Origin of the sequence: Bariatricus massiliensis, assembly GCF_900086725.1 — a bacterium.
GTDB classification, from domain to species: domain Bacteria; phylum Bacillota; class Clostridia; order Lachnospirales; family Lachnospiraceae; genus Allocoprococcus; species Allocoprococcus massiliensis.
This window is the reverse complement of sequence record NZ_LT574838.1, coordinates 888,624-913,458: the sequence shown is the minus strand read 5'-3', so window position 1 is coordinate 913,458 and position 24,835 is coordinate 888,624. Positions and strand designations below refer to the sequence as shown.

Below are 24,835 nucleotides of genomic sequence, written 5' to 3'. Positions count from 1 at the left end.
ATGGAGTATCCGTCATTAAAAATAGGAGATCTCATAGTTGAGAAGCCTCTGATACAAGGAGGTATGGGCGTGGGAATCAGCCTTGGGGGACTGGCCGGAGCCGTGGCGAAGGAAGGCGGCATAGGCATCATCTCCTCCGCCCAGATTGGATTTAAGGAGCCGGACTTTGAGAGCTGCACGAAGGAAGCAAACATCAGGGCAATAGGAAGTGAGCTTCAAAGGGCGAGAGACATCGCGCCCCACGGTGTGATTGGGTTCAATATTATGGTGGCGCTTAAGTATTATGATGAGTATGTAAAGGCAGCCGTGGAGGCGGGGGCCGATTTGATTATCTCCGGAGCGGGGCTTCCCACAGATTTGCCGTCTTACGTGGAAGGCAGCAGAACAAAGATTGCCCCGATTGTCTCCACTGAGAAGTCTGCAAAAGTGATTTTAAAATATTGGGATAAAAAATACAGCCGGACTGCAGATATGGTCGTAATCGAAGGGCCCAAGGCCGGAGGGCATCTGGGCTTTGATAAAGAACAGTTAGATAAGTTCGATGAGGCGGCTTACGACAGGGAAGTGCAGGCTATTCTTGCCGTGGTTAAGGAGTATTCAGATAAATATGGAGTGAAGGTACCGGTGGCGCTTGCGGGCGGGATTGAAAATGCCCATGATGTCAGACACGCTTTTTCTCTGGGAGCCGACGCGGTTCAGGTGGCGTCCAGATTTGTGACGACAAAGGAATGTGACGCAGACACAAAATATAAGGAAAGATATATTCAGGCTGCGAAAGAAGACATTGTCATTGTAAAAAGTCCGGTGGGAATGCCGGGGCGAGCCATACGCAATCCATTTATGGAGCGGGTCATGTCCGGGGAGCGGCAAGCTCCGAGGAAATGTCTTGGCTGTCTGCGCAAGTGTAACCCTGCGGAAATACCTTATTGTATCACAGAAGCTCTGGTGAACGCTGCAAGGGGAGATGTTGACAATGCCCTCTTATTTTGCGGGGCGTCCGCATACCGGGCAGAAAAAATAGAGACGGTAAAAGAAGTCGTTGATTCTTTGCTGGCATAGAGGGTATAATTAAAAAAGAATCAAGTAAAGAGAGGGAAGGTAAGACGTGGACGCATACGAGAGCATCAACAGAGTGTTAGTGCATTTGTTTAATGATATCTGGGAATTGGAAGAAAAAGCAGTTATCACAGACGAGTTCAAGGATTTGACCAACAACGATATGCATATCATCGAGGCCATCGGGCTGGGGGACGGGAATAATATGTCCGCCATCGCCAGAAAGCTGAACATCACGGTCGGTTCTCTTACTACGTCCATGAACAGCCTTGTAAATAAAAAGTATGCCATTCGGGAGCGCAGTGAGGAGGACCGGAGAGTGGTCTATATCCGCCTGACGAAGAAGGGGGAGAAGGCTTACCGGCATCACGAGGAATTCCACCGAAAGATGGTGGAGTCGGTGCTGGAGAATCTGGAGGAAGAGGAGATTCCGGTGCTCACCAAGGCGCTTGACGGAGTTTATAAGTTCTTTAAATCATATAATAATTAGAAGCCTAAGCACAGCGGTTCCAGTTTCTGGACCGCTGTGCTTTTTATTATATTAGGAAAGTCCTTCGAACTTTCCTAATATAATAAAACCCTCCGGGGGATGCACACAATGTGCAGCGGCAATAACGGTAAAAACACTTCTGTAATAGTAAAGAGCAGGGGGAGGGCAGCCATGACCCCTTTTCCCATAGTATAATCATATGATGTCAGGGTCAAAAAGTTATACAATGCATGCTGGCATGCAATTGGATAACTTTGGGACCCGTAAAACATGAGAAAGTAGCCCGATTAGGGCGGATTTCGAATGTTTTTAGGATTTTGGGAGCACGGAGTGCGGAGAAATCCGTAGACATCAGGGTCAAAAGGTGTTTTGACTGCGGCAGTATCATATTTACAAGGAGAGGAGGAAGAGCAGGTGGGACAGAAAGCAAAACTTATCATCTGCAGCGGACAAAGTGGAATAGAGCAGTACCCGCTGGCGGAGACCGTGTATCTCGGCCGGAAAGAAGAGGGCAGTCCGGCGGAGATACAGATAGACTGCCCCTTTGCGGCAGAGCTTCACGGGAAGCTGCTGAAAGAAGAAGGACGGTTTGTTTACAAGGATTTGGGAACCAAATACGGAACCTACTATAACGATGAAAAGGTGGGCTCCAGATTTACGGATGATGATAACCATGTAAAATTGGAAGACGGCGATGTGCTTCGGATCGACGATACGCAGTTTGGCACGGTAGACGCGCAGGCGGCAATATTGATTTATCGGGATAAATTTGAAGAAGAGACGGAATGGAGAAGTTTTTCACTGGAAGATCGGCAGAGGAATTATTATCTGAGCTGCAGAGAAGAATCGGAAGGAGAGGAAGTAGCAGAGACAGAACTTCCTGAACATTATGCGGTTATGCGGTATGACGGGAACCATTGGAGAGTGGAAGAACACAATACAAAGTATGGCGTATATGTGAACGGAGGGCAGGTAAAGGGGAGCTGTACGTTAAAGTTTCTTGATGTGGTGCGAATTGGAGAGACTTTGTTCTTGCTTCAAGGAGACCGGCTTTGTTACAATCATCATGAAGCGTCCAAGCATAAGCTCGTGATACATATAGAAGAGCGCAGTGTCTGGAATTTATTCCGTAAACGCCTTCTTTTGAAAGACATTGATTTGACTATCAGGCCAAAAGAGATGGTGATGGTGCTGGGCGGCTCAGGCGCCGGAAAAACCACATTCTTCAATGCCGTCATGGGGTATGAAAAAGCACAGGGAAGTGTTTCGAAAGACGGGGTGGATATCTATAAGAACTATGACAGCATGAAGTATGAGATAGGTTATGTGCCGCAGCAGGATTGGCTTCGCATGGAGGACACGGTAAAAGACACATTGGCAAACGCGGCAGAGCTGAAGCTTCCCGTAGATATCTCGGAAGAGGAGCGGAGGCAGAGAGTGGAGGAGGTGCTGGAGCTTTTTGGACTGGAACGTGAGTCAGAATCCCTTGTAGGTAAACTTTCTGGCGGGCAGCGTAAGCGTCTTAGTATCGCGGTAGAGTATATTGCGGACCCGGGACTTTTCTTCTTAGATGAGCCAGATTCTGGTCTTGACGGTGTCATGGCACGCCATTTGATGGAGTCGCTGCGTCAGATAGCAGATCAAGATAAGACTGTACTTGTCATTACGCATTCACCGGACCGTGTCATAGATCTTTTCGACCGTGTGATTGTATTGGCGAAGGGCAATGAGGACAATATTGGCCATCTGGCCTTTTATGGTACGCCCCATGAGGCCAGAACTTTTTTCGAAGTGAATACGATGGAAGAGGTCATCCTAAAGATTAACCGCACCGATGAAGGCGGAGAGGGAATGGCGGATTACTATATAAAGAAATACAAAGAACTAGAGGAGAAATAGGGGATGGAAGAGAAACGTGAGGGCCGTCTGGCACAGGTTAGAATTTATGTTGGAAAATTATTCCGTATATTTAAAAATGAAAAAGATTGGAAGACACTGGCTTTTGCCGTCATCGTATCCCTGCTTCTGGCTGTAGTATTGAAGGATTCAATGATGCTGAAAAAGGAAAGTACACGTTCAGGATTTTTTGCGATTGTATCGGCCAGTATCTGGATTGGAATCTTTAATTCGATTCAAAGCATTTGCAGAGAACGGCAGATTATCAAACGGGAGCACCGGACTGGACTCCATATCACTTCCTATGTCGCGGCGCACGTAATATATCAAGGAATTATCTGCATCATACAGGCATTGATTATGGTTTTGGTGTATGGTTTTTTCATGAAACTGCCATCGAAAGGCCTTGTTACCGGAAGCTTTTATGTGGATATATTTATTACACTGTTTTTGATTCTATTTGCGGCGGATATGCTGGGGCTGGCCATATCTTCTGTTGTGAAAAGCACGACATCAGCCATGACGGTGATGCCCTTTGTGCTCATCATACAGTTGATTTTTTCCGGCTCTATTTTTCCAATAACAGGCAATGCAAAAATACTCTCCGACCTTACAATCAGCAAATGGGGGCAGCGGGCGCTGTGTGTAGAGTCGAACATGAACGAGATTCCTTCTGAGATTCTTCAATCGGAGCTGGAGATGATTGAGGACATAGAGCTAGTGGATGATGTTTTGGAGCTGCTTCCGGATAATGTGAAGGAAAATGCTTATGCGGGATTTGAAAAGTTTCTTCATGATTATACATACCGGAAAATTTATGAATATAAAGATGAGCTGGTGGTTCGAAGATGGGGATATCTTCTGGCATTTGCCGCGGTATATGTACTAATAGCAGCAATCAGTCTGAAATTTATCGATAAAGACAAACGTTAGTTTTCATAATTGTATGCCCTGCCCATAGAAAGGAGTATTGTTTCTATGGGCAGGGCTTCTGCATGTCAGTGTACGGCAATCTGCCCCAGAACTTCACCGATAGGGGCGTGGATGGTAAGCTCTGCACCCACTTCCCGGGCGGCAGCGTCCTTATTGATGACTGCCAGATGCCTGCCGTGGAAATAGTCGATAAATCCGGCGGCAGGATAGACAACGAGAGAAGTTCCGCCAATAATGAGCATATCTGCTTCGGAGATGGCCTGTATCGCTTTTTGGATGATTGCAGAATCCAGAGCTTCTTCATAGAGTACCACATCCGGGCGGATAGTGCCCCCGCATTCGCAGACAGGGATGCCGGCGGAGTGCTTGACATATTCGGCGCTGTATGACTTATGGCAGTGCATACAGTAATTTCGCAAAATACTTCCGTGCAGCTCCAGTACATTCTTACTGCCTGCAGCCTGATGAAGACCGTCAATATTCTGGGTGATAACTGCGGCTAGCTTTCCCGCCGCTTCAAGTTCAGCCAGTTTCAGATGCGCTTTGTTTGGTTTTGCGTCCAGAAACATCATTTTTTCTTTATAAAATTCATAAAATTCTTGTGGATGCCGGGTGAAAAAACTGTGGCTCACTATCTGCTCTGGAGAATATTTGTATTGCTGGCGGTAAAGTCCGTCCGCACTCCGGAAGTCAGGGATATTGCTCTCAGTGGAAACACCGGCGCCGCCGAAAAACACAATACGGCTGCTCTCATCAATCATTTTCTGTAGAGTCATTATATCATTCATTTTCTGCCCTCTTTCCCATGCTAATGTTTGAATCAGCTGAAATGTTATTCTGAAAATTGTTGTTCATAGTTCTATTATAGCAGAGTATTGAATGAATAAAAGCAGATTATGAGAAAATTATAAAATGAAAAACAGAAAAAGTTGTTCTAAGCACTTGTTGAATAAACACCGCGAATGTATACTAATAGCTAGATGTCAGGGACAGAATAATTTTTGAACCCGGCATTATATCGAAAGGTCAGGAGAGGAAAACTGTGAATAAGACAAATATAAAGAATCTTTGTTTAATACTATTGGGGAATACGATATATTCATTAGCGATTGTAGTTTTTATTTTACCGAATAATATGATTACGGGCGGTACCACTGGTTTGGGAATCAGTGTAGAACATTATCTGGGACTTCCCATACATACATTCGTATTGATATTTAATACGATTATGTTTATCTTGGGCGCCGTCATGCTGGGAAAGAAGTTTGCGCTGACTACTCTGGTGAGCACATTCTATTATCCGTTTATTTTAGGTGTTTTTCAGAATATACCTGCATTGGGAAATGTGACTAGTGATAAGATGCTTGCCACAGTATGCGGGGGATTAATGATTGGATTCGGAATCGGGATTGTCATCCGTGCCGGAGCATCGACGGGAGGTATGGATATTCCTCCTCTCGTTTTAAATAAAAAGTTCGGGCTTCCGGTATCGGTAATGCTTTATGCATTTGACTTTGGGATTCTGATTTTACAGATGGTATTTTCCAATAAAGAACAGATTATCTATGGAATTTTGCTGGTTCTAATCTACACAACGATGCTGGATAAGGTTCTGCTCATGGGAAGCACCAGAACGCAGGTAAAGATTATCAGTGATAAAACAGAAGAATTGAATCAGATGATTCAGGAAAAACTGGATAGAGGAACAACCTTCATTCACGCAAGGACAGGGTACTTGAAAAAGGAGCAGCCGATGCTTCTGGCCGTGGTCACCAACAGAGAGCTGGTTAGAATCAACCAGATCGTGCAGGAAGTAGACCCCAATGCTTTCATGATTATCGGGAATGTGAATGAAGTAAAAGGGCGTGGATTCACTACTCAGAAAGTCTATAAAAACGAAGTGGGATAGAATGAACAAGAAAGAACGTCAGCAGAAACGCGAAGAGAAGAAAAAGAATAAAGAAGAAATACGGACGGGCAGGAAAGCGCGTCGAAAGGCAAGATGGAAAAGACTCAGGCGTGTCGTCTGTGTGCTTTTAGTGTTGGCGCTGGCGGGTACCGGATACTGGTACTACGCTTTCCAATACCGTGCCCAGCACGAGCCGCAGACGGAACTGACGGAGACGAATACAGATGCTTTATATACAATGAAGGAGCACATGGAAACCGTAAAGCGCAATGAAGAAGTCTATCAGTATGCGTACACGGACCGTGACGGCGATGTGGACTATGGAACCTATATAGTGCCGGGGCTGGAGGCTACCAGAACGCTTCGTATCCGTTCTACAGGAAAACCAGCCATGTGTACGTCTATGACGCCGCAGGGGCTGGCTATCACGGAAGACTATCTGCTGATCAGCGCTTACTGCCGGACGAAGGAACATAATTCGGTCATCTATGTCCTAGATAAGGTGACACATAAATTCATCAAAGAAATCGTACTGAACACACGTGCACATGTGGGCGGCATGGCGTATGACACTATGAATCATAATCTCTGGGTCACGGGGCAGGGCTCTACGTGGGCACAGGCGAACGCCATATCACTGAAACATCTGGAAGAATACCAGTTCACAGATGAGTATAAGCCGCTGGAATTTGACATGTCCTACAATCTGTACCGGATTAAACGGGCATCCTTTATGACTTACCACGACGGGGCGCTCTTTGTAGGCTTTTTCACACAGGATGAAGCCAGTGTGATAGAGAAATATTTGATAAATGCCGACGGCACACTTTACGAGAAGACCGATATGAACTTAAAACGAACCGTAGGCGTAATCGACCCAGTCGCCTGCGCCGTCAGTATGCAGGTCATCTCCGGAAAAGTACAGGGCATGGCATTTTACAATAATAAAATCCTCCTCACACGGTCATGGGGCGTCCTGCCATCGGAAGTACAGGTATTCAATTACAGCCGATACGGGATTCTGTCCACCTCAGAAGCTTATAAGACGATAAAATTCCCGGAACGCCTCGAACAGATCTATCAGGATGGAAGTGATATATACGCATTGTTCGAGTCCGCCGCCTACTCTTATCGCATGGCCTCCATCAATAAAATAGACCGCGTGTTGAAACTCAATGGCAGCGCTTTGGTGCTGCCATAAGTCGCAAGAGGTATATCATATGGTTCTTGTCTGTTCGTTATGCCTTTTCCCTTTGGCACCGTGGACAGAATACGCTGCTCCGTCCGGCGATTACCATTTTGGATAGTATTTCACCACACACGGGACAATTTTTCCCCTCGTGTCCATAAACCTGTAAAAACGGGGTGTTACGGTAGTCCCGCCCTCTGGTTTTCAAGTAGTCCTCTGGCGTTATTCGGTTTGCTTCGATAAAATAAGAAATACGTTCTGGGATAGCAGCAGCGAGGCGTTCCCATTCCTTTATTTTCAAGCTGCCTGCAGGTCGTGCAGGGTGAATTCCTACAGTAAACAGAATCTCGTCAGAATAGATATTGCCTATGCCTGCAATGACACTTTGGTCTAGCAGGCATTCTTTTACGGCTTTTTTGCGTTTCCCTAAACGGGAGCTCAGATACTCGGCGTTAAGCGACTTGTCAAACGGCTCTACCCCTAATTTTTCTACCCCGCTGTATGTATCGGCCTCGCCTTTTTGAAGCAGCCAGAAACGCCCGAAACGCCGTGTATCAGAGAATCGTAGTTCCTTGCCATTATTTAGACTGATAATAATATGTGTATGCTTTTCTTCCGGGTAGTCTGCCGGGGTTACCAGCAGGCAGCCTGTCATACGTAAGTGCAAGATGATACGGTCATTACTGCTCAATTGGATAATCAAAAACTTTCCCCTGCGTGTCATGTGGAAAATGACCTGTCCTGCCAGCAGCCTGCAAAATTCGTCTGACGTGGGATAAGCTGTGACTTCCGGGCGTCTTACCGTAACTTTTTCAATGGTAAGTCCTTGTATTTGAGGCTCAAGCACTCTTTTTATTGTTTCAACTTCTGGCAGTTCTGGCATGACTTTCACCCTTACGCGCTGCGCCCTTTCTTGCAGATTTTTTAATCTGTTCATGATAAAAATAGTTGACAATAACAGGCGGGGAATGAAAGTTCCTTGTCATGCTGTCGTCATTTGTTACATAAGCAAGCCCGGCTTCGGCGGCATAGGCTTTTAGCTCCTTGTCAAGTGCTATCCAATAACTACGGTCTTTACAATCGTATATTTCATGATACAAAGGGAAAAGCTGTGGGTATTTTTCCTGTATGTAATTCATAATGACAGATTTGTAACCGCCCCGCAGGTTGAGATTCTCCAGCCAGATTAGATTGCATTGTGATTTTACCTGCCGGATGATGGCTTTTATATCCGTGATTCCGGGAAATATCGGAGAAATAAAACAAGTAGTACGCACACCTGCAAGATAAAATGCTTTCATGGCGGCAAGCCGCCGTTCTATTGAAACGGCATTATCCATATCTGCCCGGAAGTTTTCGTCCAGTGTGTTGATAGACCATGAAACACGGGTATTTGGAAAAGTCTTTATCAAGTCCAAGTCACGCAGTATCAAATCGGATTTCGTGGAAATACTTAATTTTACGCCGCTTCCTTTTAACTCTTCAAGCAAAGTCCTTGTACGTTTGTATATTTCTTCCTGCGGATTATAAGGGTCGGTGACGGAGCCGATAAACAACTCCTTTCCTTTATATTTTGCGGGGTTTTTGATTTCTTTCCAGTACTTTACGTCTAAAAAAGTTCCCCACTGTTCCGTATGTCCTGTAAACCGCTTCATAAAGGAGGCGTAACAATATTTGCAGGCATGGGTACACCCTACATATGGGTTTACTGAGTATTCACAAACAGGCAAATTGGATTTTGTCAAAATATTTTTCGTTTCAATTTCATTGATAATCGGCTTATTCATTGTGTTTCTCCCTTAGAAAAGACTTTTTCCATTCCACTTTTTGCATAGAAAAGGGCATTTACTACCACTGAATTAATTATAGCATTTCATCTATGTCCCTTTGTAGTTTTTTGTTTTTCAAATCTGGACACTCAAATCAGCTCGTGCTAAAATATAATCAAAGCATTATATTTCTTCACATTCTAAGCAGCGTTGCTGCCTCTGATATCATCATTCTGAAAAGTATCAATTTACAGAAATCTCAATGCTTTACATTCCACTTTAACAGCAGCGAGGTTTCTTGTACGGACGAATACGGTTGGAGGGCCTCCTGCATCTTTTTAACAAGGAGGTACTTATATGCAAGAAACACAACAAAACCCCGGGAACGTATCGGCATCCACAGCAATCACTCCTACGGTCAACCGTACCTACAAGTCCAGAATATTTGAGATGATATTCAGCGACAAAAAAGAATTACTGCAGCTCTATAATGCGATGAATGGAACTAATTATGACAATCCGGAACTGCTGGAGATTAACACTCTGGAGAATGCAATCTACATGTCGATGCACAATGACATCTCCTTTGTCATTGCTTCGCAGCTGTACCTGTATGAGCACCAGTCCACCTACAGTCCAAACCTTCCGCTGCGCTGTCTGCTGTATATATCAGATTTGTACTCTGCCCTGACTATGGATGCAAATTTCTACGGCACGAAGCTCATCAAGATTCCTACACCTGAATTCGTGGTATTTTACAATGGAACGGATGAGATAGCCGACAGGCAGACTATCAAGCTGTCGGATGCGTTCATGATAGAGAAAGAGGACTATTCTTTGGAACTTACGGCCACGGTACTCAACATCAATCCCGGTCATAGCAGCGCTGTTTTAGATGCCTGCAAGACACTTAAGGATTATTCCGAGTACAGCGCACGGGTCAGGAGGTATGCTAAGACTATGGATTTGGAAGCGGCTGTTGAATTGGCTATTACCGAGTGTATCAGAGAGGACATTCTGGCAGAATTCCTACGGAAGAACAGAGCGGAGGCGAAAAGCGTGAGTATTTATGAATATAACGAAGAAAAACATATGAAGTTCGTGAGGGAAGAAGGACGTGAAGAGGGCCTCGCCGCTGGACGCAAAGAGGGCTTCGCTGCGCGTGACGAGCTGATTCTGCGTATGAAGCAGAGCGGACTGCCACTTGAAGAAATCTCTAAAATATCAGGAATGTCCGTTGAAGAGATTAACGCATTATCCGCTGACACTAATTAACCATATGAAGGGGGACACATCCCGGAGGGCGCATCCCCCTTCCGGCTTTTAGTTTCAACTCAATAAAATCACAATTTAGGCCATCCCACGGCTGCAGAGTGAGCATCCTGTCGGTGTTCCGGCGCAGCCGCCCATGGCAGTTTCACGGAGTTCGAAAGGAATACTTTTTCCTACGCGGTACATGGCCTCGGCCATCTCATCGAAGGGAATCGGGTGTGTGACGCCGGCGAGAGCCAGTTCCGCACAGGTAATCGCGTTGGACGCCCCGATGGAATTTCTGCTCTGGCAGGGAGCTTCTACAAGGCCTGCGATCGGATCGCAGACGAGTCCCAGAAGGTTGGACATAGCGAGGCTTGCCGCCTGCAGGGACATTTCCGGGGTTCCGCCCATAATCTCTACGACGGCGCTTGCCGCCATGGCAGACGCGGCGCCCACCTCAGCCTGACATCCTGCCTCAGCGCCGGATACGGAAGCGTTGCGCATGAGGATGTAACCTACGGCCGACGCGTTCAACAGGCCGTGATGAATCCGTTCGTCACGGAGCTGCTTTTCCTCCTGAAGTGCCAGAAGTACTCCCGGAAGCACGCCGGAAGAGCCGGCGGTGGGGGCTGCCACAATCAGTCCCATGGAGGCATTGACTTCCAGAACTGCCATACTGTAGGAGATGGCTTTGCTCATCAGAGAACCGCAGATACTCTGCTCGGTTCTCCCGAAGTCGGAAACTTTTTTAGCCTCGCCTCCAATCAGTCCTCCGATAGATTTCTTGGGCTGCATCAGCGGCTTATTTACTGCATCTTTCATAATAGAAAGCACGGTCTTTAACTTGGCCGCCACTTCGTCTTCTTTCAGTGTTCCGCAGGTGATTTCCCTCTGGCGCATTACTTCAGAAATAGGAAGGTTCTCCTGCGCGCATATTTTCAATAATTCATGTCCGTTTCTAAAATCCATTTTCCCTACCTCCTACATCTGAATCAGCATGAGTTCCTGCACATGCGGATTCTGCTTGATTTCTTCCAGAATACTTTCCGGAATCGGCTCGTCCGATTCCACCACCGTATAGGCCGCTGCTCCTTTATCCTCACGGAAAAGGCGCATGAAAGCGATGTTGACGTTTTGGTTGCTGAGGCATTGGGTAATGTGTGCGACAATACCGGGCAGATCAAGCTGTTTTACGATTAATGTACTGTACTCACCGGTGAATTCTACATCGATAGAATTGATACGGACGATTTTAATCTTGCCGCCGCCGATGGATTCTCCACGGACTGATAATTCATATCCGTTCACGCCGGTAATGGCCATATCTGCTGTATTTGGATGATCTGTGATAGTTTCCTCATCAATGATATATTCGTATTCTACACCAAACTCTTTGGCAAGCTCAAAAGCGTCCCGAATACGCGGGTCGTCGGTATGAAAACCGAGAATTCCCCCTAACAGCGCACGGTCTGTCCCATGTCCGTGATATGTTTTTGCAAAAGAACCGTATAAGGTAAAGGTCACTTTGCGGATTGGCTCCGGACACATTTTCCGTGCCAGTAAAGCCATGGATACCGCCCCCGCTGTGTGGGAGCTGGAAGGCCCTATCATATTGGGGCCGATGACATCAAAAATACTCAAAAAATTCATTTCATATTCCTCCCAAGAAACATTCTTTCCATATACAATAACATAGAAGAGAACAAATCAAAAGGGAAAAGTGGGAAATTCTGTGCTATACTTTCTTTTAGAAAAGGCGGATAAAGACGGAGGAAGAAGAGAATGAAGATAGACGGCCACGTACATTTTGCGGAGGATTTGGAAGCCGGCAGGCTTAGAGCGGTGATAGAAGAACAGGAGCTTTCGGGAATTGGACTGTTATGCATTCCCAAGGGTGGCGTGCGGCCGGTGGAGCAGGACGCGTTCGCGTTCCGGGAAACATGCGGTATTCCAATCTGGATATTTGGAGGCATCGACAGGAACATTTACAGAAGACAGGCCCCAGTGAGGCAGACCGCACAGGAGCTGGCGGGGGAGATTGACCGCCTCATGAAACTTGGATGCACAGGTATTAAGATGCTGGAGGGCAAACCGGATGTGAGAAAGAATGATAAGGTGCCGGATTTTGACGCGGAAGTGTGGGAACCTTATTGGAAGGAGGTGGAGAGACGCCAGATACCCATAATTATGCATGTCAACGATCCGGAGGAGTTCTGGGACGCGGCGCAGGTATCTGAATACGCGAAAAAAGCGGGCTGGTTCTATGATGAGACATATGTGAATAATGAGGCGCAGTATGCGCAGATGCTTCATGTGCTGGAGCGTCATCCGAGGCTTCGTATCTTGTTTCCCCATTTTTATTTTATGTCCCGGCAGCTTCCAAGACTGGCAAGTGTCTTGGAGCGCTTTGAGGAGGTGAGAATTGATATCACTCCCGGGGTGGAACTCTATTATAATTTGTCCGAGAATGTGGAGGAAGCCGGCATATTTTTTGAAAAATACCAGAATCGTATTTGTTATGGGACAGACATAGGAGCACGCTCTGTCATCTGGAAAGAAGCAACACCATTGTCCATGAAAGAAAGCCGGGCGAGGGCGGAGTTGATTACTAGATTTCTGGAAACAAAAGGGGACTATATTTTAGAGGCGGACGGGTATTATGTGAAAGAAAAAGAGCCCACGCTTATGCATGGACTCGGGCTATCTGAAAAGATACTTGAGAAAATATATAGTACAAATTTTATGGATTTCATCGGGGCATGATAAGAAGCCTAGTGAGGAAATGTGATTCCGGCGCCGGTGTTTGGCTGAAAGACAGAAAATATGGCATCGCCTGCAAAGATTAACAGTAGTACGATGCAGAGCCCTCTTCTCACATAGACCGGCATAGTGGACAGCTTTCTATCTAACCACGGCGCGCCTACATAGATGATGAGACAGCCTCCCACTGCAAATAGAAGCAGACCGGCCAGACATACACGTCCTTGGATATTGAAGAGCATGTCGCTGTAGTCCCACCATTTGGCATGGAATACATACTCTAAAAAAGTCCCGGTCACATATTCAATGACACCGCAGAGTGCCATGATGGATAAGAATAACTTTTTAGGGTTCTCTGCCAGCCGCTTGAGAAGCAGAAGCATTAGAATTCCGCCGCTTCCGTATATAGGAAGCCACGGGCCTGTCATAACGCCGCGGTTTATAAACGCATGGTCTGTATATACGTGCAGCAGCACTTCCCAGAGCCATCCGATGAAGGAAAAGATGAAGAACTGCAGTACTAACGAGGAAACACTGTATGTATGGCTGGCCACGGCCGCCCGATCTATAAATGGTGTCCTTGTATATATTGAGTTGGAGATTACCTGTAGTTGCTTTTTCATAAGTGCCCCTCCTTTTTGAAGCTGATTCCTTTTGTATGAGTGTATTGTATCGTAGAAAAACTAAGATTCGCGCAAGCAGGAATAAAGATTTGTGAAAGATTTTAGGGTAAATCTTAAGAATTTCTTGATGTTTTTGAGAAAATACTTCTTGAATATATGAGGGGAGTATGTTAAAATAATCGTGGTTTTATCCATCAGGAGGTGTGAAAAGTGGAAATTTTAAAGACAGTACTTTTAATTATTTTTGCAATAGATTGTATCGCATTAACAATCATCGTATTAATGCAGGAAGGTAAGGCGGCAGGCCTTGGGACGATTGCGGGGGCAGCGGATACTTACTGGGGACATAACAAAGGCCGTTCTATGGAAGGGGCGCTTGTAAAGTCCACGAAGTTTCTGGCGATTCTTTTTATCGTGCTTGCAGCTGTGCTGAATCTGAAAGTATTTGCGTAACGAATGAATGGATGAAAATGAGGAACACTCTATAGGGAATATAGAGTGTTCTTTTTTCGATATAGGAGGTGGAGAAAGTGGACCAAATGTTTGAAAAACGGAAAAAGTTGATATATGATTTCATGTGTGACGAATTCTACGTGCCAATGAAGCTGAAGGAGCTGGCTGTGCTCCTGCAGGTGCCGAAGGAGCAGAGAGAAGAGCTGAAGGCTGTGATGGATAGTCTGGAGAGAGAGGGTAAGATTCATGTCACCCAGAAAGGCAAATATATTAAAGGGGAAGCCAGACATCTGCGGGGGACATTTCAGGCCCATGCAAAAGGGTTTGGTTTTGTCATTATTGAAGGCGAACCGGACGATATCTTTATATCCGAGGACGATATGAACGGCGCTATGCAGGGGGACGAGGTGGAAGTGGTCGTAACCGCCGCGCCGCAGGGTAAACGTCGGGAAGGAAAGATACTCCGAATCGTGAACCGGGGAACGGCGACTCTTGTGGGATATTATCAGAGCCGGAAGAATTTTGGATTTGTGGTGCCGGATAACGCCCGCTATTTACAAGATATTTTTGTGCCTGCTGAAAAGTCCAAAGGAGCGGTGACCGGGCATAAGGTTGTGGTAGAGCTGACTTCCTACGGCGGGGAGGGCAAAAAGCCGGAGGGCAGGATTGTCGAGATTCTCGGACATGCCAATGACCCCGGGGTGGATATCCTTTCCATTGTGAAGGGGTTCGGCCTGCCAACAGAATTCCCGGAGAAGGTACTGAATCAGGCAGAGCGGCTGGCGAAGCCTGTGAGTTCTGCGGATATGGCGGGGAGAAAGGATATACGGGGCTGGCAGACGGTCACGATCGACGGCGAAGATGCCAAGGATTTGGACGACGCGATCACGCTCACGAAAGAGGGAAATAAATACGTTCTCGGGGTGCACATTGCGGATGTGACGAATTACGTGCAGGAGAACAGCGCGCTAGACAGAGAGGCCTTGAAGCGGGGAACCAGCGTCTATCTGGCGGACAGGGTGATTCCTATGCTGCCCCATGCGCTGTCGAATGGCATGTGTTCTTTGAACGCGGGGGAGGAGCGGCTGGCGCTGTCCTGTATTATGAAGATAGATAACAAAGGCGACGTGGTGGATCATCTTATTGCCGAGACTATCGTCAAGGTGGACGAGCGGATGAGCTACACCAGTGTGAAAAAGATTTTAGAAGACCATGACGAGGCTGAATGCGAGCGCTATCGGGACTTGATTCCCATGTTCGAGCATATGCAGGAGCTGTCCGCGATTTTGAGGGAGAAGCGCCACAAACGGGGAGCGATAGACTTCGATTTCCCGGAAGCAAAGCTGAAGCTGGACGAGAATGGCAATCCGCTGGAGATAACGCCGTATGACAGGAATGTGGCTACGAAGATTATTGAGGATTTTATGCTGCTGGCCAACGAGACAGTGGCGGAAGACTACTTCTGGCAGGAGATTCCCTTTGTTTACCGTGTGCACGAAGCCCCGGATGAGGAGAAGATGAAAAAGCTTCAGACATTTATACAAAATTTCGGTTACACGATGCATTTATCGAATCAGGTTGTACGGCCAAAGGAAATACAGAAGCTGCTGGACAAGATTGAGGGGACACAGGAGGAGGCCATGATATGCAGGCTTACGCTGCGTTCCATGAAGCAGGCCAAGTATTCGCCGGACAATGAAGGGCATTTCGGACTTGCCACCCAGTATTATACACATTTCACATCACCCATCAGAAGATACCCCGATCTGCAGATTCACCGGATTATCAAGGACAATCTCCGGGGACGCATGAACGAGGGACGCCGGAACCATTTTGATAAGATTCTGCCAGAGGTTACCATGCAGGCAAGCAGCTTGGAGCGGCGTGCGGAAGAAGCAGAGCGGGAGACGATCAAGCTGAAAAAGGTGCAATATATGCAGCAGTTCTTTGGCAAAGAGTTCGAAGGTGTTATTTCCGGTATTACGAAGTGGGGAATGTATGTAGAACTGCCCAATACAGTGGAAGGGTTAGTGCATGTGACTGTGATGACGGACGACCATTATGATTATGATGAGGAACATTACCGGATGATTGGTTCCCATACCAGAAAAGTGTATGAGCTTGGACAGAAGCTGCGCGTGCGGGTAATCGGGACAGATATTTTGACCCGGACTATTGATTTTGAGATAGCGGGGGAGGAGAGTTGACATGGCAAAATCACAGGGAAAGCTGATTGCGAATAATAAAAAAGCATATCATGATTATTTTATCTTAGAGTCTTACGAGGCAGGGATAGCACTTCACGGAACAGAAGTGAAATCCCTGCGTATGGGGAAATGCAGTATCAAGGAGGCCTTTATACGGATAGAAAACGGAGAGGTCTTTATCTATGGTATGCATATCAGTCCATACGAAAAGGGAAATATTTTTAATAAAGATCCTCTGCGCGTGAAGAAACTTCTGCTCCACAAGACGGAAATCAACAAGCTGCTGGGAAAAACGAAAGAAAAGGGGATGGCTATCGTACCGCTTAAAGTGTATTTCAGCGGCAGTCTCGTGAAAGTGGAAATCGGGCTGGCAAAGGGGAAAAAGCTGTATGATAAACGTCAGGATATCGCCAAGAAAGACCAGAAAAGAGAAGCGGAGCGGGATTTCAAGGTCAGAAATCTAGGATAAGGAGTGAAGAAATATGGTACCTACAACAAAAGAAGAGCTGAATAAGCTAGTGACCCAGCAGACATTGGAGACGTATGAGGAGCTTGCGCCTCAGCTAGTCCGCCTTATTGATACGACTAAAAAAAGAGAGGATTTGACTGAAGCGCAGCAGTGGGACGAAATATCTTTACATATGATGGGATATGTGAAGTCCTGTACGAACGAGATTATTGTGGAAGTGCTGGCAGAAATATTGGGATTGGAATAGATGTGGAATTAACAGGTCATTGCGCATCTGTCCCTTCAAAAAAGTTCAAAATTGGATATTTTTATATGTACAGTATAGTGGTATGATATAGCAAATATGAGCTAGCTTGAAAGAAAGGACGGATTAACGATGAATAAAAACAATGGTACAGTGATGAAATTAGCGCAGACCGCGCTTTTGGCGGCGTTATGTTATGTGTCGTTCACGTTTCTTCAGATAAAGATTCCCATGCCGGGAGGAGACGCGACTTCTCTCCACATTGGCAATGCGTTTTGCGTATTAGGAGCGCTGCTGCTGGGAGGGTGGTACGGCGGACTTGCAGGAGCGATTGGCATGACTTTTGCGGATATTCTTGACCCAATTTATATAACAGGGGCGCCGAAGACATTTGTGTTGAAGCTTTGTATCGGCCTGATCGTAGGGCTTGTGGCACATCGGATTGCAAAGATAGACGAAAGCAGTGATAAAAAATATATTTTTAAATGGAGTGTCATTGCATCCGTGGCAGGGCTTGGCTTTAACGTAATCGCAGACCCGATAGTAGGATATTTCTACAAACAGATTATCCTTGGGCAGCCACAGGAGATGGCAAGCGTGCTGGCAAAATGGAGCACAGCCACCACATTTGTGAACGCGGTAGTATCGACGGTCTTGGTGGCTGTCATATATAATGCACTGCGCCCAGTTCTTCTGAGGAGCGGGCTGCTGGTAAAAAAAGAGGCCCACAGCTAGGGAAGTATGAAAATGTGGGCGCAATACCTTGACAGCGAAAGAACGTGCCCATATAATAAAGGAAGAAGCTAGACGTTTGCATACCAGTGCCGATATATCAGGGCTTGTACTGGTTTCGACGGGGGTTTAGAAGTTAGAGAAGCTATCCGCGGGGCGGGACCGCGTATCAATCCGTAACTAAATATAAACGCAGACGAAAATTTAGCGTACGCTGCCTAGTGGCAGCAGTCGGCCTTAAGTCACTCATCGCTTAAGTCACCGGCTTCAAACAGATGAGGCACTTCGTTTCCAAAGCTTTGAGGGAATGGAAGAATTGATGAAGCTACTAAAATCAGCAGCCTGTCATTAGGCGTCTGACGGAGGGAATGTCAAAGTAATGACTGTGATAGGAGAAGCTTTAATGGAAGAGCTTTCGGACAGGGGTTCGACTCCCCTCAGGTCCACCAAAAGAGGAAGCGTCGAACTCTTCTTCATCAAGAATGAGTTCGCGCTTGTGTATAGATTTGGGGATGCCCTTTAGGGTGTCCCCTTTTCGTTTTTCTGACATCGTATTTTGCGTTTTAAGACGTTTTAAGTCCGAGGAGGTACTTGTTACCCTTCGGGCTTTTCTGTGCCCTAAAACGGCTTTTGGGGCATTCTGAAGAGGATGTGGGAGCACAACCAGCAATCTCGCTTCGCTCGATGCGCTTTATGGACTGGGTACGTGGGAAAGATGATGTATTCAAGAGATTGTTGTTCCATTTTGTTCCAAAAAAGTTGGAACAGACATTTCCCGCAATTCCTCGGTGCCCCAGCCCGATTTGAAAAATCTTGTTCCATTTCTCAAAACAAAATTGGAACAGACGAAACCCGCATATTCTCGGGGCATTTCTTCGATTGTTCCATTTGTTCCACTTTTTTATAAACCTTTATTTATGCGAGAAGAAAAAAGAGAAATCCGTATATATAAAAAAGTTTGTTGAAAAAAACTGGAACAATTGGAACAACGGCGTTTCGGGTCGAGAACCATCGGGAAATCAGCGTTCCATTTTGCCTGAAAAAACTGGAACAAAAGTGGAACAAAACTGGAACATTTACCTGAGAGCACCCCTCTTCCCCCTGTACCGCGATTTTTTTGCATACTGTTTCCGCTCATTTATGGCGGGAAACAGCGTCGAACAAGCCCCTGACCTGCAATTATATGACGTTTGCTATTGCTTTCCGTCATTTCATGTTGTATAATATCCATATATTCGCGACATGATTGCCGATGGATAGCGGCCGGGATATACCGACGTAAGCCTATCTGAGACCGAGCCTTAGGCTCGGGAGGAAGCCGATGAGGGTCCGCCCTCGAAACTGCGTCGGTCTGACGAGCCGATGCGGGAGGCAACAGCGTCTACCCGTCCAAATAGGACGGCAATCGCACGAACGTGACGAGCGGCGAATCAGATTTCAGCTTGATTGCTGGATTCTGGTTCGCCGCTTTTTTGCGTTTATAGGCAGAAAAAAGGAGGTTGCTTTATGGCAAATGCAAAACAGAAGAAGGGATTCACGAAGAAGATTCTCGGCGGGAGCGAGCTGACGATGGAGGAATACGCGGCCTACATCACGGCTCTGAAAGCGAAGCCGTTCCTGACGAGTGCCGAGGCGTCGACCCTGTTCGAAATAGGAATCGGGCGCGTGCGTTCACTGATGAAGGCCGATGACGCGGACTTCGTGGTGATGACTGACACGATTCGCAGTCGTCGTATTCACCGCGAGACGTTCGAGAAATATCTGGTGTCTCACGGGATTCATTAAGGAGGTGAGGTTATGAGGCAAAAAGAAAACCGCCCCAGCGCTGGCGACGCTTACGGGACGGTACCTTTCAACTGTGTTAATGATAGCACAGATATGAGCGAATTTCAAGACTTAACATACAACGGACTGCTCAAGGCGGTCACGGACGATTATCTGGACGGCCTCGACGAGGACGCCGACCTGCCGTTCGAGAGCATCGAGGCGGAGCTTCTTCAGGCGACCAACAACGCAATCGAGGAATACAACCTCGGTCCCCGCGACCCGAACGCCCCTATGGGAGCGCCCGTCAAGGACGCGTACCCAAACGCGAAAGCCCCTGCTGACCGCGTACGGAAACTGAAGGCTCTGACGCCTTGGCAGGTGGCGAGCGTGATAATTCGCCTGTACCACGCGGTCGGAATCCGCCTGAACGGTCAGGAGGGCGACGGGAATTTCGATGTGGGGGTCTACCAATCCCACGGGGAACGGCGAGGGCTGTACGACACCCGCACCGAGACGGTCCGGAGGTTGATTACAGCTCTCCACCCGGGAATCAGCGATGTGGACATGCGCAACACCGAGAACAAGCTGCGCGTCCTCGTGCCGAAGGTGGAGCCTTGCAAAGACAAGGCACTCGTTCCCGTGAACAACGGAATCTTCGACTACGAGAACAAGATTCTGCTGGATTTCGACCCGAAGTACGTGTTCACCAGCAAGTCGAACGTGGATTTCGTCCCGAACGCCCGGAATCCGGTCATCCACAACGACCAAGACGGAACGGATTGGGACGTGGTCTCGTGGATGGAGGAGCTTTCCGACGACCCCGAGGTTGTCAAGGTTCTCTGGGAGGTGCTGGGGGCTTCCCTGCGTCCGAACATGCCGTGGAACAAATCCGTCTGGCTGTACTCTACTCAGGGCAACAACGGAAAGGGCACGTTCTGCGCCCTCGTCCGGAACCTGCTCGGGAAAGGCTCTTGGGCCTCGATTCCCCTGAAGGATTTCGGGCAGGATTTCATGCTTGAGGAGCTTACCCGCGTACAGGCGATTATCACGGACGAGAACGACGTCGGAACGTATATCGACAAGGCGGCCACGCTCAAGTCGGTCATCACGGGAGACCCGTTCCTGCTCAACCGCAAGTACAAGGCTCCCATGCCGTGCCTTTTCCGCGGGCTGATGATTCAATGCGTGAACGAGATTCCAAAGCTCAAGGACAAGTCGGAATCCATGTACAGGCGATTGCTCGTGATTCCGTTCGAGAAGCGATTCGAGGGCTGCGAGCGGAAATACATCAAGGACGATTATCTGGGACGAAAGGATGTCCTCGAATACGTCCTGTTCCACACCCTGTACGAGATGGATTTCGACGAGTTCAGCGTTCCCGAAGCATCCGAGAAGTCGCTGGACGTGTTCCGAGTCGACAACGACCCTCTTCGCCAGTTCGCGGACGAGGTGTTTGACCAAGCCACATGGGACCTGCTCCCTTGCAAGTTTCTATACGATTTGTACCGCTACTGGTTCCAGACGAACGTCCCTCAGGGAAAGATGCTGAGCCGGAACTCCTTCTATTCCTCGCTCGAACTGATTGCACCGGAATACGGATGGCAGTTACAGGACAAGGTCCGCTCGGCGAACCGGATGGATGTCCCCGAGATGCTGATTCTCGAATATCAGGTACAGGAGTGGATGAATCACGACTACCGGGGAAACGACAAGATGCGTCTGGCGCAGCCCGACGTGAAGGACAGCTATCGAGGCTATGTGCGGAACAAGGTGGGGTCGATTCCGGCGTACATGGTGTCCGGAGAAACGACCGCAAGTGAAGAGATAGATTCAAATAGATAAGGAGTGATTGATTATGGCTATCAAGAGATTCGATGACATCGACAAGAAGGCGCGTGAGCTTGAGGCTCAGGCGAAGAAGTTGCGCCGCGAGAAGCAGGCTGCGAAGACCAAGGCGTACGCCGATGCCCTCGTAGCGGTCTTCCCCGAAGTGAAGGAGATGGGTTCCGCCGAAGAGGTGCTCGCGTTCGTCAAGACACTGCGCAGGGACGCCGGACATGGAAACGGCGGAAATCCTTCCGATGGTGACCCGAACGCAGTCGTGCGCGAACCTGCGGGCGACGCCGATTCTTCGGACGGCGACCGCGGTTCTCTCGGCGTCGAGGGGTTCAATCCCGAGCGCCGTCCCTTCGATTAAAACGCGCCGGAGGTTCGGACATGGGGAGTCGTCCCCGTGTCCGACATTCGGTCGCGTGGTTCTGTCGGACAGAACATGTTGAGTCGGAGGGGACAGATTCGGGGGTTCGAAGGGGACGGCGGAGCCGCCCCCTCGCAAGCTGACCATGGCGGGAAAAATGCGATATTCGCATTTTGTACGTACATGGTCAATGCTTGCTCCCTTCCCCGTTTCGCAGATTGCAGCAAAGTGCGACGAGAAATGCGCATCGCATTTGGATTGCGAATAAGGAGGTGTTTTGCATGGCAAAAGAAGTTGAGAAGAGAAGCGGCAAGGCGACCCGCCAGCGCTACAAGAAGGACCGTCGCGAGGCGGTGGTTCAGGTGCGCATGAACGCCGAGGAGCTTGCCCTTCTGGATGGGAAGAGAGGCGGACGCACGCGCTCGAATTATCTGCGTGGCGCGCTGTACGGTTCCGCCGGTTCCCACACGGAGCACGAGGTCGTTGCGGACACTCCGCAGCTCGACCGGATGCTGATGGAATTGAACCGAATCGGCGTGAACATCAACCAGATTGCGCGGGCCTTCAACGCCCGCGTGAAAGGGATGGGCATGCTTGAGGAAATCAAGATGGAGCCGGACAAGAAGGCGTTCGAAAGCCTGAGGGAATCCATCGAAGGATTGTCGGACGAGGTCAAGGAGCTTCGAGCCGATTTGCATGGCGGAATCACGGGAGGTGATGTCTGATGTCGACGACGTATGTGCAGGCATTGCCCGACGTCCGGGGGCGCATGTCGTACACCGAGTTCGGAGAGGGAAAGCGCAGACGCGACCGCCTGCGAAACGGGACGGACCGCATCGCCGCCCAGATGGGCGACATGCCCTCCCGAGGTGAGTTCATCGCGTACTGCAACGGGCTTCATGCCGTCCATCCGAACATGGTCAACGAGGGTTACGAGCTTCGCGTCTCATGGGCGCTCGACGAGTTGAATCCGGGCAATCCCGATGATGTGCAGAGGGGCATGGAGCACGCCTACCTGCTCTGCCATAGACTCGCCCCCGACTCCCCGTGTTGGGTGACCATGCACGTGGACGGCGAGGGCGGATGCGTCCACGCCCACGCGACAATCGCGAATCACGATTGCCGCACCGGGCAGGTCATCAACAAGGACGACACGAGCCTGTTCGCCCCGCGCGTGCAGGCGGTGAACGACGAGCTGAGCCGCGAGTGGGGTCTGTCCGTGATTGGAGCGGGCAAGGACAAGTCGACATGGGCGGAGAAACGGGACTCGTTCGAGCACGATTCCTTCGACCGCCATCTCGGCGATGCGGTGGCAAAAGCAAGGGACGAGGCCAGCGATATTGATGATTTCAAGCAGCGTCTTGCGTTCGCTGGAGTGACCCTCAATGAGACATCGAAAATCGACAAGAAGACGGGCGAGAAGTCCGTCGGATGGTCTTACAGGATGCGGGACGAATGGGGTCCGAAGCGTAGGACCCGGAAGCGCCGTGCCTCCAACCTCGCAGACGACCTGACGAAGGAAGGCGTCGAGCGGTTCTTCGAGGAGAAGCAGGGACAGCAGGCCCGCGAGGAACTGAAGACAGCGCCGTCCCCGAATCAGGATTCCCAGATGGTCGGCATGGAGGATACGCAGCAGGATTCCCCTGCCCAGCATGATTTTGACATGTACGAACCGAGCGAGTCCGACGTGAGGGACATGGCCTCCGATTTGAAGAACGTGTACGCCCGCCGCAGGAAGAGCGAGGGCATGCCTATCGCCGGGGAGCAGTACGAGGCGCTCGCGAATGCAGAGAACGACCCGGAAGACGCCCTCGCCCAGCTCCGCGCCGATGTGGAACGCGCCCGCAGGGAGTTCCGCGATTCCAAGGAGGCACGAGACGCCCTGAAGGGAGCCTGCCCGAGCCTCGCGATGGGATTCGGGCTGTACACGCTGGCGAGCAGGACCGGGACCGACCCCGTCTCCCGCATGATGTCGGACATGATGGCCCGGATGTTCCGCATGATGATGCTCCAGTTCATGGAGGACCAGCGCCGCAGGATGCAGGAGGATGCCGAGCGTTGTCTCTACGAATCCCGAGGCAACATGTGGGACGCCGAGAAGCGCCTGAAGGCCGCCGAGGAGGCTCTGGACAACGAGGCCGCCCGCACCGTCAAGCATCGCGGCGTCACGCCGAAGATGCAGCAGACGGCCGAGGCGACGGAGCGCGTGCGCGACGAGGACAAGTACCTCGGGGAGTAAAAAAATGGCGGCTCCCTTGCGGGAACCGTCATTCTCAGCGAATCTCGGGGGCGGGCACGCAGTCCCAGCCTGTACCGAAGTGGGTGATTCCCCAGACGTACAGGTCGAGTTCCTCGTCATGGAACACCGGCTCGTCCGTGTGCTCCATCAGGAAGTCGGGGTAGCTGATGATGTACCACTGGAATATCTCGTCCCATGGTGCGAAATCCCCGCTCACGAATTCCAGCGGACGATGCGCCATCTCGTTGGCGAGGACCATCCCGCCGACCGTCTTGGCCAAATCCGCATAGGTCTCGATGCCGTAGCCGTTCATCTCTCGTCTCCCTTTCTTTCGGGCCTTCTCCTTCACGCGCCGACCCGATGCCGAAGGCATATCGACGGTCGAGAGCGCGGGTGGGCTTGAGATGGGCTTGGAAAAGACCTTTCAAGGGTCTCTCCCCGAAAGAGGCGGAAACGTCGAAAAATCGACTTCGGCTCGTCTATGGGACGATTCCCGAAAATCGTTCCGAAAGGGGTCTAGGGATGATGGAACGGTGGGCTTCAGAAAGCCCCTCGGAGGGTCTCAGGCGTCTTCGCCTATGCCATGAGTCGTATCGCGATAGTTTGGCGGGTATCCGCCGTACCGCCTGTGGCGGATAATTGAAAAAA

Annotated in this window: 25 protein-coding genes and 1 other RNA gene; 19 read left to right on the top strand and 7 right to left on the bottom strand. The window is 49.1% G+C overall.

Going from position 1 to position 24,835, the window contains the following annotated elements:
• The 4 genes from BN6465_RS15860 (at position 1) to BN6465_RS15845 (ending at position 4,375) form a co-directional block, all read left to right on the top strand.
• A complete protein-coding gene (locus BN6465_RS15860) occupies positions 1 to 1,059 on the top strand; it encodes an NAD(P)H-dependent flavin oxidoreductase (protein ID WP_066737015.1) in 1,059 nt (352 codons plus the stop codon).
• A gap of 46 nt (positions 1,060 to 1,105) precedes the next feature.
• Positions 1,106 to 1,546 (top strand): MarR family winged helix-turn-helix transcriptional regulator, encoded by a 441-nt coding sequence (locus BN6465_RS15855; protein ID WP_066737011.1) that lies wholly within the window; start codon positions 1,106 to 1,108, stop codon positions 1,544 to 1,546.
• Positions 1,547 to 1,960: 414 nt separating this feature from the next.
• On the top strand, positions 1,961 to 3,445 hold the full coding sequence (locus BN6465_RS15850; protein ID WP_066737008.1) for an FHA domain-containing protein: 1,485 nt from the start codon (positions 1,961 to 1,963) through the stop codon (positions 3,443 to 3,445).
• A 3-nt stretch (positions 3,446 to 3,448) separates the two neighbouring features.
• A complete protein-coding gene (locus BN6465_RS15845) occupies positions 3,449 to 4,375 on the top strand; it encodes an ABC transporter permease (RefSeq protein WP_066737007.1) in 927 nt (308 codons plus the stop codon).
• A gap of 65 nt (positions 4,376 to 4,440) precedes the next feature.
• Here BN6465_RS15845 and BN6465_RS15840 read toward each other — a convergent pair whose 3' ends face one another.
• Positions 4,441 to 5,163, bottom strand: coding sequence for an NAD-dependent protein deacylase (locus BN6465_RS15840; protein ID WP_066737006.1), 723 nt, complete (start codon positions 5,161 to 5,163; stop codon positions 4,441 to 4,443).
• Between the two features lie 254 nt (positions 5,164 to 5,417).
• Here BN6465_RS15840 and BN6465_RS15835 point away from each other — a divergent pair, with 254 nt between their 5' ends.
• Both BN6465_RS15835 and BN6465_RS15830 read left to right on the top strand, forming a co-directional pair.
• Positions 5,418 to 6,284, top strand: a complete 867-nt coding sequence (locus BN6465_RS15835; protein WP_066737005.1) for a YitT family protein — start codon at positions 5,418 to 5,420, stop codon at positions 6,282 to 6,284.
• A 1-nt stretch (position 6,285) separates the two neighbouring features.
• Entirely contained in the window at positions 6,286 to 7,485 is a 1,200-nt protein-coding gene (locus BN6465_RS15830) for a YncE family protein (RefSeq protein ID WP_082891748.1), read from the top strand.
• A gap of 37 nt (positions 7,486 to 7,522) precedes the next feature.
• On the opposite strand, the gene mutM is transcribed toward BN6465_RS15830, so the two are convergent.
• The gene (mutM, locus tag BN6465_RS15825; protein WP_066737004.1) at positions 7,523 to 8,356 is read right to left on the bottom strand and encodes a bifunctional DNA-formamidopyrimidine glycosylase/DNA-(apurinic or apyrimidinic site) lyase; all 834 of its coding nucleotides are present in this window, start codon (positions 8,354 to 8,356) and stop codon (positions 7,523 to 7,525) included.
• On the bottom strand, positions 8,334 to 9,260 hold the full coding sequence (locus BN6465_RS15820) for a radical SAM mobile pair protein B (RefSeq protein ID WP_066737002.1): 927 nt from the start codon (positions 9,258 to 9,260) through the stop codon (positions 8,334 to 8,336). Before BN6465_RS15820 ends, mutM begins: the two co-directional genes overlap by 23 nt.
• A gap of 339 nt (positions 9,261 to 9,599) precedes the next feature.
• Here BN6465_RS15820 and BN6465_RS15815 point away from each other — a divergent pair, with 339 nt between their 5' ends.
• Positions 9,600 to 10,517, top strand: coding sequence for an RpnC/YadD family protein (locus BN6465_RS15815; protein ID WP_082891747.1), 918 nt, complete (start codon positions 9,600 to 9,602; stop codon positions 10,515 to 10,517).
• A gap of 75 nt (positions 10,518 to 10,592) precedes the next feature.
• On the opposite strand, the gene sdaAA is transcribed toward BN6465_RS15815, so the two are convergent.
• Together sdaAA and sdaAB are read right to left on the bottom strand one after the other, a co-directional pair.
• Positions 10,593 to 11,465 carry an L-serine ammonia-lyase, iron-sulfur-dependent, subunit alpha gene (sdaAA, locus tag BN6465_RS15810; protein ID WP_066737000.1) on the bottom strand — a complete coding sequence of 291 codons (873 nt, stop codon included), beginning with the start codon at positions 11,463 to 11,465 and terminating at the stop codon, positions 10,593 to 10,595.
• 12 nt (positions 11,466 to 11,477) lie between these two features.
• Positions 11,478 to 12,146 carry an L-serine ammonia-lyase, iron-sulfur-dependent subunit beta gene (gene sdaAB, locus BN6465_RS15805; protein ID WP_066736998.1) on the bottom strand — a complete coding sequence of 223 codons (669 nt, stop codon included), beginning with the start codon at positions 12,144 to 12,146 and terminating at the stop codon, positions 11,478 to 11,480.
• Between the two features lie 132 nt (positions 12,147 to 12,278).
• Between sdaAB and BN6465_RS15800 the strand changes: the two genes are divergently transcribed.
• On the top strand, positions 12,279 to 13,259 hold the full coding sequence (locus BN6465_RS15800) for an amidohydrolase family protein (protein ID WP_066736995.1): 981 nt from the start codon (positions 12,279 to 12,281) through the stop codon (positions 13,257 to 13,259).
• Positions 13,260 to 13,267: 8 nt separating this feature from the next.
• Here the strand turns inward: BN6465_RS15800 and BN6465_RS15795 are convergent, their stop codons facing one another.
• Positions 13,268 to 13,879: a putative ABC transporter permease gene (locus tag BN6465_RS15795; protein ID WP_066736993.1), complete on the bottom strand. Its 612-nt coding sequence runs from the start codon at positions 13,877 to 13,879 to the stop codon at positions 13,268 to 13,270.
• A gap of 210 nt (positions 13,880 to 14,089) precedes the next feature.
• Between BN6465_RS15795 and secG the strand changes: the two genes are divergently transcribed.
• From secG to BN6465_RS15735, 11 genes are all read left to right on the top strand, one after another.
• Complete coding sequence (secG, locus tag BN6465_RS15790; RefSeq protein ID WP_066736990.1) at positions 14,090 to 14,332, top strand: preprotein translocase subunit SecG; 243 nt, start codon at positions 14,090 to 14,092, stop codon at positions 14,330 to 14,332.
• 77 nt (positions 14,333 to 14,409) lie between these two features.
• A complete protein-coding gene (gene rnr, locus BN6465_RS15785; protein ID WP_066736983.1) occupies positions 14,410 to 16,539 on the top strand; it encodes a ribonuclease R in 2,130 nt (709 codons plus the stop codon).
• A 1-nt stretch (position 16,540) separates the two neighbouring features.
• A complete protein-coding gene (gene smpB / locus BN6465_RS15780) occupies positions 16,541 to 17,008 on the top strand; it encodes an SsrA-binding protein SmpB (protein ID WP_066736979.1) in 468 nt (155 codons plus the stop codon).
• A 13-nt stretch (positions 17,009 to 17,021) separates the two neighbouring features.
• Entirely contained in the window at positions 17,022 to 17,255 is a 234-nt protein-coding gene (locus BN6465_RS15775; RefSeq protein ID WP_066736978.1) for a hypothetical protein, read from the top strand.
• Positions 17,256 to 17,384: 129 nt separating this feature from the next.
• Entirely contained in the window at positions 17,385 to 17,987 is a 603-nt protein-coding gene (locus BN6465_RS15770) for an ECF transporter S component (RefSeq protein ID WP_066736977.1), read from the top strand.
• A 100-nt stretch (positions 17,988 to 18,087) separates the two neighbouring features.
• Positions 18,088 to 18,433: a transfer-messenger RNA gene (gene ssrA / locus BN6465_RS15765) on the top strand.
• Positions 18,434 to 19,490: 1,057 nt separating this feature from the next.
• On the top strand, positions 19,491 to 19,769 hold the full coding sequence (locus tag BN6465_RS15755; RefSeq protein ID WP_009270622.1) for an excisionase: 279 nt from the start codon (positions 19,491 to 19,493) through the stop codon (positions 19,767 to 19,769).
• 12 nt (positions 19,770 to 19,781) lie between these two features.
• Positions 19,782 to 21,593, top strand: coding sequence for a DNA primase family protein (locus BN6465_RS15750; RefSeq protein ID WP_082891746.1), 1,812 nt, complete (start codon positions 19,782 to 19,784; stop codon positions 21,591 to 21,593).
• Between the two features lie 13 nt (positions 21,594 to 21,606).
• On the top strand, positions 21,607 to 21,948 hold the full coding sequence (locus tag BN6465_RS15745) for a hypothetical protein (RefSeq protein ID WP_066736974.1): 342 nt from the start codon (positions 21,607 to 21,609) through the stop codon (positions 21,946 to 21,948).
• A 281-nt stretch (positions 21,949 to 22,229) separates the two neighbouring features.
• Positions 22,230 to 22,673, top strand: a complete 444-nt coding sequence (mobC, locus tag BN6465_RS15740; protein WP_066736972.1) for a plasmid mobilization relaxosome protein MobC — start codon at positions 22,230 to 22,232, stop codon at positions 22,671 to 22,673.
• Complete coding sequence (locus BN6465_RS15735) at positions 22,673 to 24,187, top strand: relaxase family protein (protein WP_066736970.1); 1,515 nt, start codon at positions 22,673 to 22,675, stop codon at positions 24,185 to 24,187. Before mobC ends, BN6465_RS15735 begins: the two co-directional genes overlap by 1 nt.
• A gap of 34 nt (positions 24,188 to 24,221) precedes the next feature.
• Here the strand turns inward: BN6465_RS15735 and BN6465_RS15730 are convergent, their stop codons facing one another.
• Complete coding sequence (locus tag BN6465_RS15730) at positions 24,222 to 24,500, bottom strand: hypothetical protein (protein WP_066736968.1); 279 nt, start codon at positions 24,498 to 24,500, stop codon at positions 24,222 to 24,224.
• Positions 24,501 to 24,835 lie beyond the last annotated feature (335 nt).

Coding starts and splice junctions, on each gene's coding strand:
- BN6465_RS15800 (WP_066736995.1), top strand. CDS start 12,279: ATGAAGATAGACGGCCACGTACATTTTGCGGAGGATTTGGAAGCCGGC.
- BN6465_RS15815 (WP_082891747.1), top strand. CDS start 9,600: ATGCAAGAAACACAACAAAACCCCGGGAACGTATCGGCATCCACAGCA.
- BN6465_RS15820 (WP_066737002.1), bottom strand. CDS start 9,260: ATGAATAAGCCGATTATCAATGAAATTGAAACGAAAAATATTTTGACA.
- sdaAA (WP_066737000.1), bottom strand. CDS start 11,465: ATGGATTTTAGAAACGGACATGAATTATTGAAAATATGCGCGCAGGAG.
- mutM (WP_066737004.1), bottom strand. CDS start 8,356: ATGCCAGAACTGCCAGAAGTTGAAACAATAAAAAGAGTGCTTGAGCCT.
- BN6465_RS15730 (WP_066736968.1), bottom strand. CDS start 24,500: ATGAACGGCTACGGCATCGAGACCTATGCGGATTTGGCCAAGACGGTC.
- BN6465_RS15775 (WP_066736978.1), top strand. CDS start 17,022: ATGGTACCTACAACAAAAGAAGAGCTGAATAAGCTAGTGACCCAGCAG.
- BN6465_RS15750 (WP_082891746.1), top strand. CDS start 19,782: ATGAGGCAAAAAGAAAACCGCCCCAGCGCTGGCGACGCTTACGGGACG.
- smpB (WP_066736979.1), top strand. CDS start 16,541: ATGGCAAAATCACAGGGAAAGCTGATTGCGAATAATAAAAAAGCATAT.
- BN6465_RS15745 (WP_066736974.1), top strand. CDS start 21,607: ATGGCTATCAAGAGATTCGATGACATCGACAAGAAGGCGCGTGAGCTT.
- BN6465_RS15860 (WP_066737015.1), top strand. CDS start 1: ATGGAGTATCCGTCATTAAAAATAGGAGATCTCATAGTTGAGAAGCCT.
- BN6465_RS15755 (WP_009270622.1), top strand. CDS start 19,491: ATGGCAAATGCAAAACAGAAGAAGGGATTCACGAAGAAGATTCTCGGC.
- sdaAB (WP_066736998.1), bottom strand. CDS start 12,146: ATGAATTTTTTGAGTATTTTTGATGTCATCGGCCCCAATATGATAGGG.
- BN6465_RS15845 (WP_066737007.1), top strand. CDS start 3,449: ATGGAAGAGAAACGTGAGGGCCGTCTGGCACAGGTTAGAATTTATGTT.
- BN6465_RS15840 (WP_066737006.1), bottom strand. CDS start 5,163: ATGAATGATATAATGACTCTACAGAAAATGATTGATGAGAGCAGCCGT.
- BN6465_RS15770 (WP_066736977.1), top strand. CDS start 17,385: ATGAATAAAAACAATGGTACAGTGATGAAATTAGCGCAGACCGCGCTT.
- BN6465_RS15735 (WP_066736970.1), top strand. CDS start 22,673: ATGTCGACGACGTATGTGCAGGCATTGCCCGACGTCCGGGGGCGCATG.
- mobC (WP_066736972.1), top strand. CDS start 22,230: ATGGCAAAAGAAGTTGAGAAGAGAAGCGGCAAGGCGACCCGCCAGCGC.
- BN6465_RS15830 (WP_082891748.1), top strand. CDS start 6,286: ATGAACAAGAAAGAACGTCAGCAGAAACGCGAAGAGAAGAAAAAGAAT.
- BN6465_RS15795 (WP_066736993.1), bottom strand. CDS start 13,879: ATGAAAAAGCAACTACAGGTAATCTCCAACTCAATATATACAAGGACA.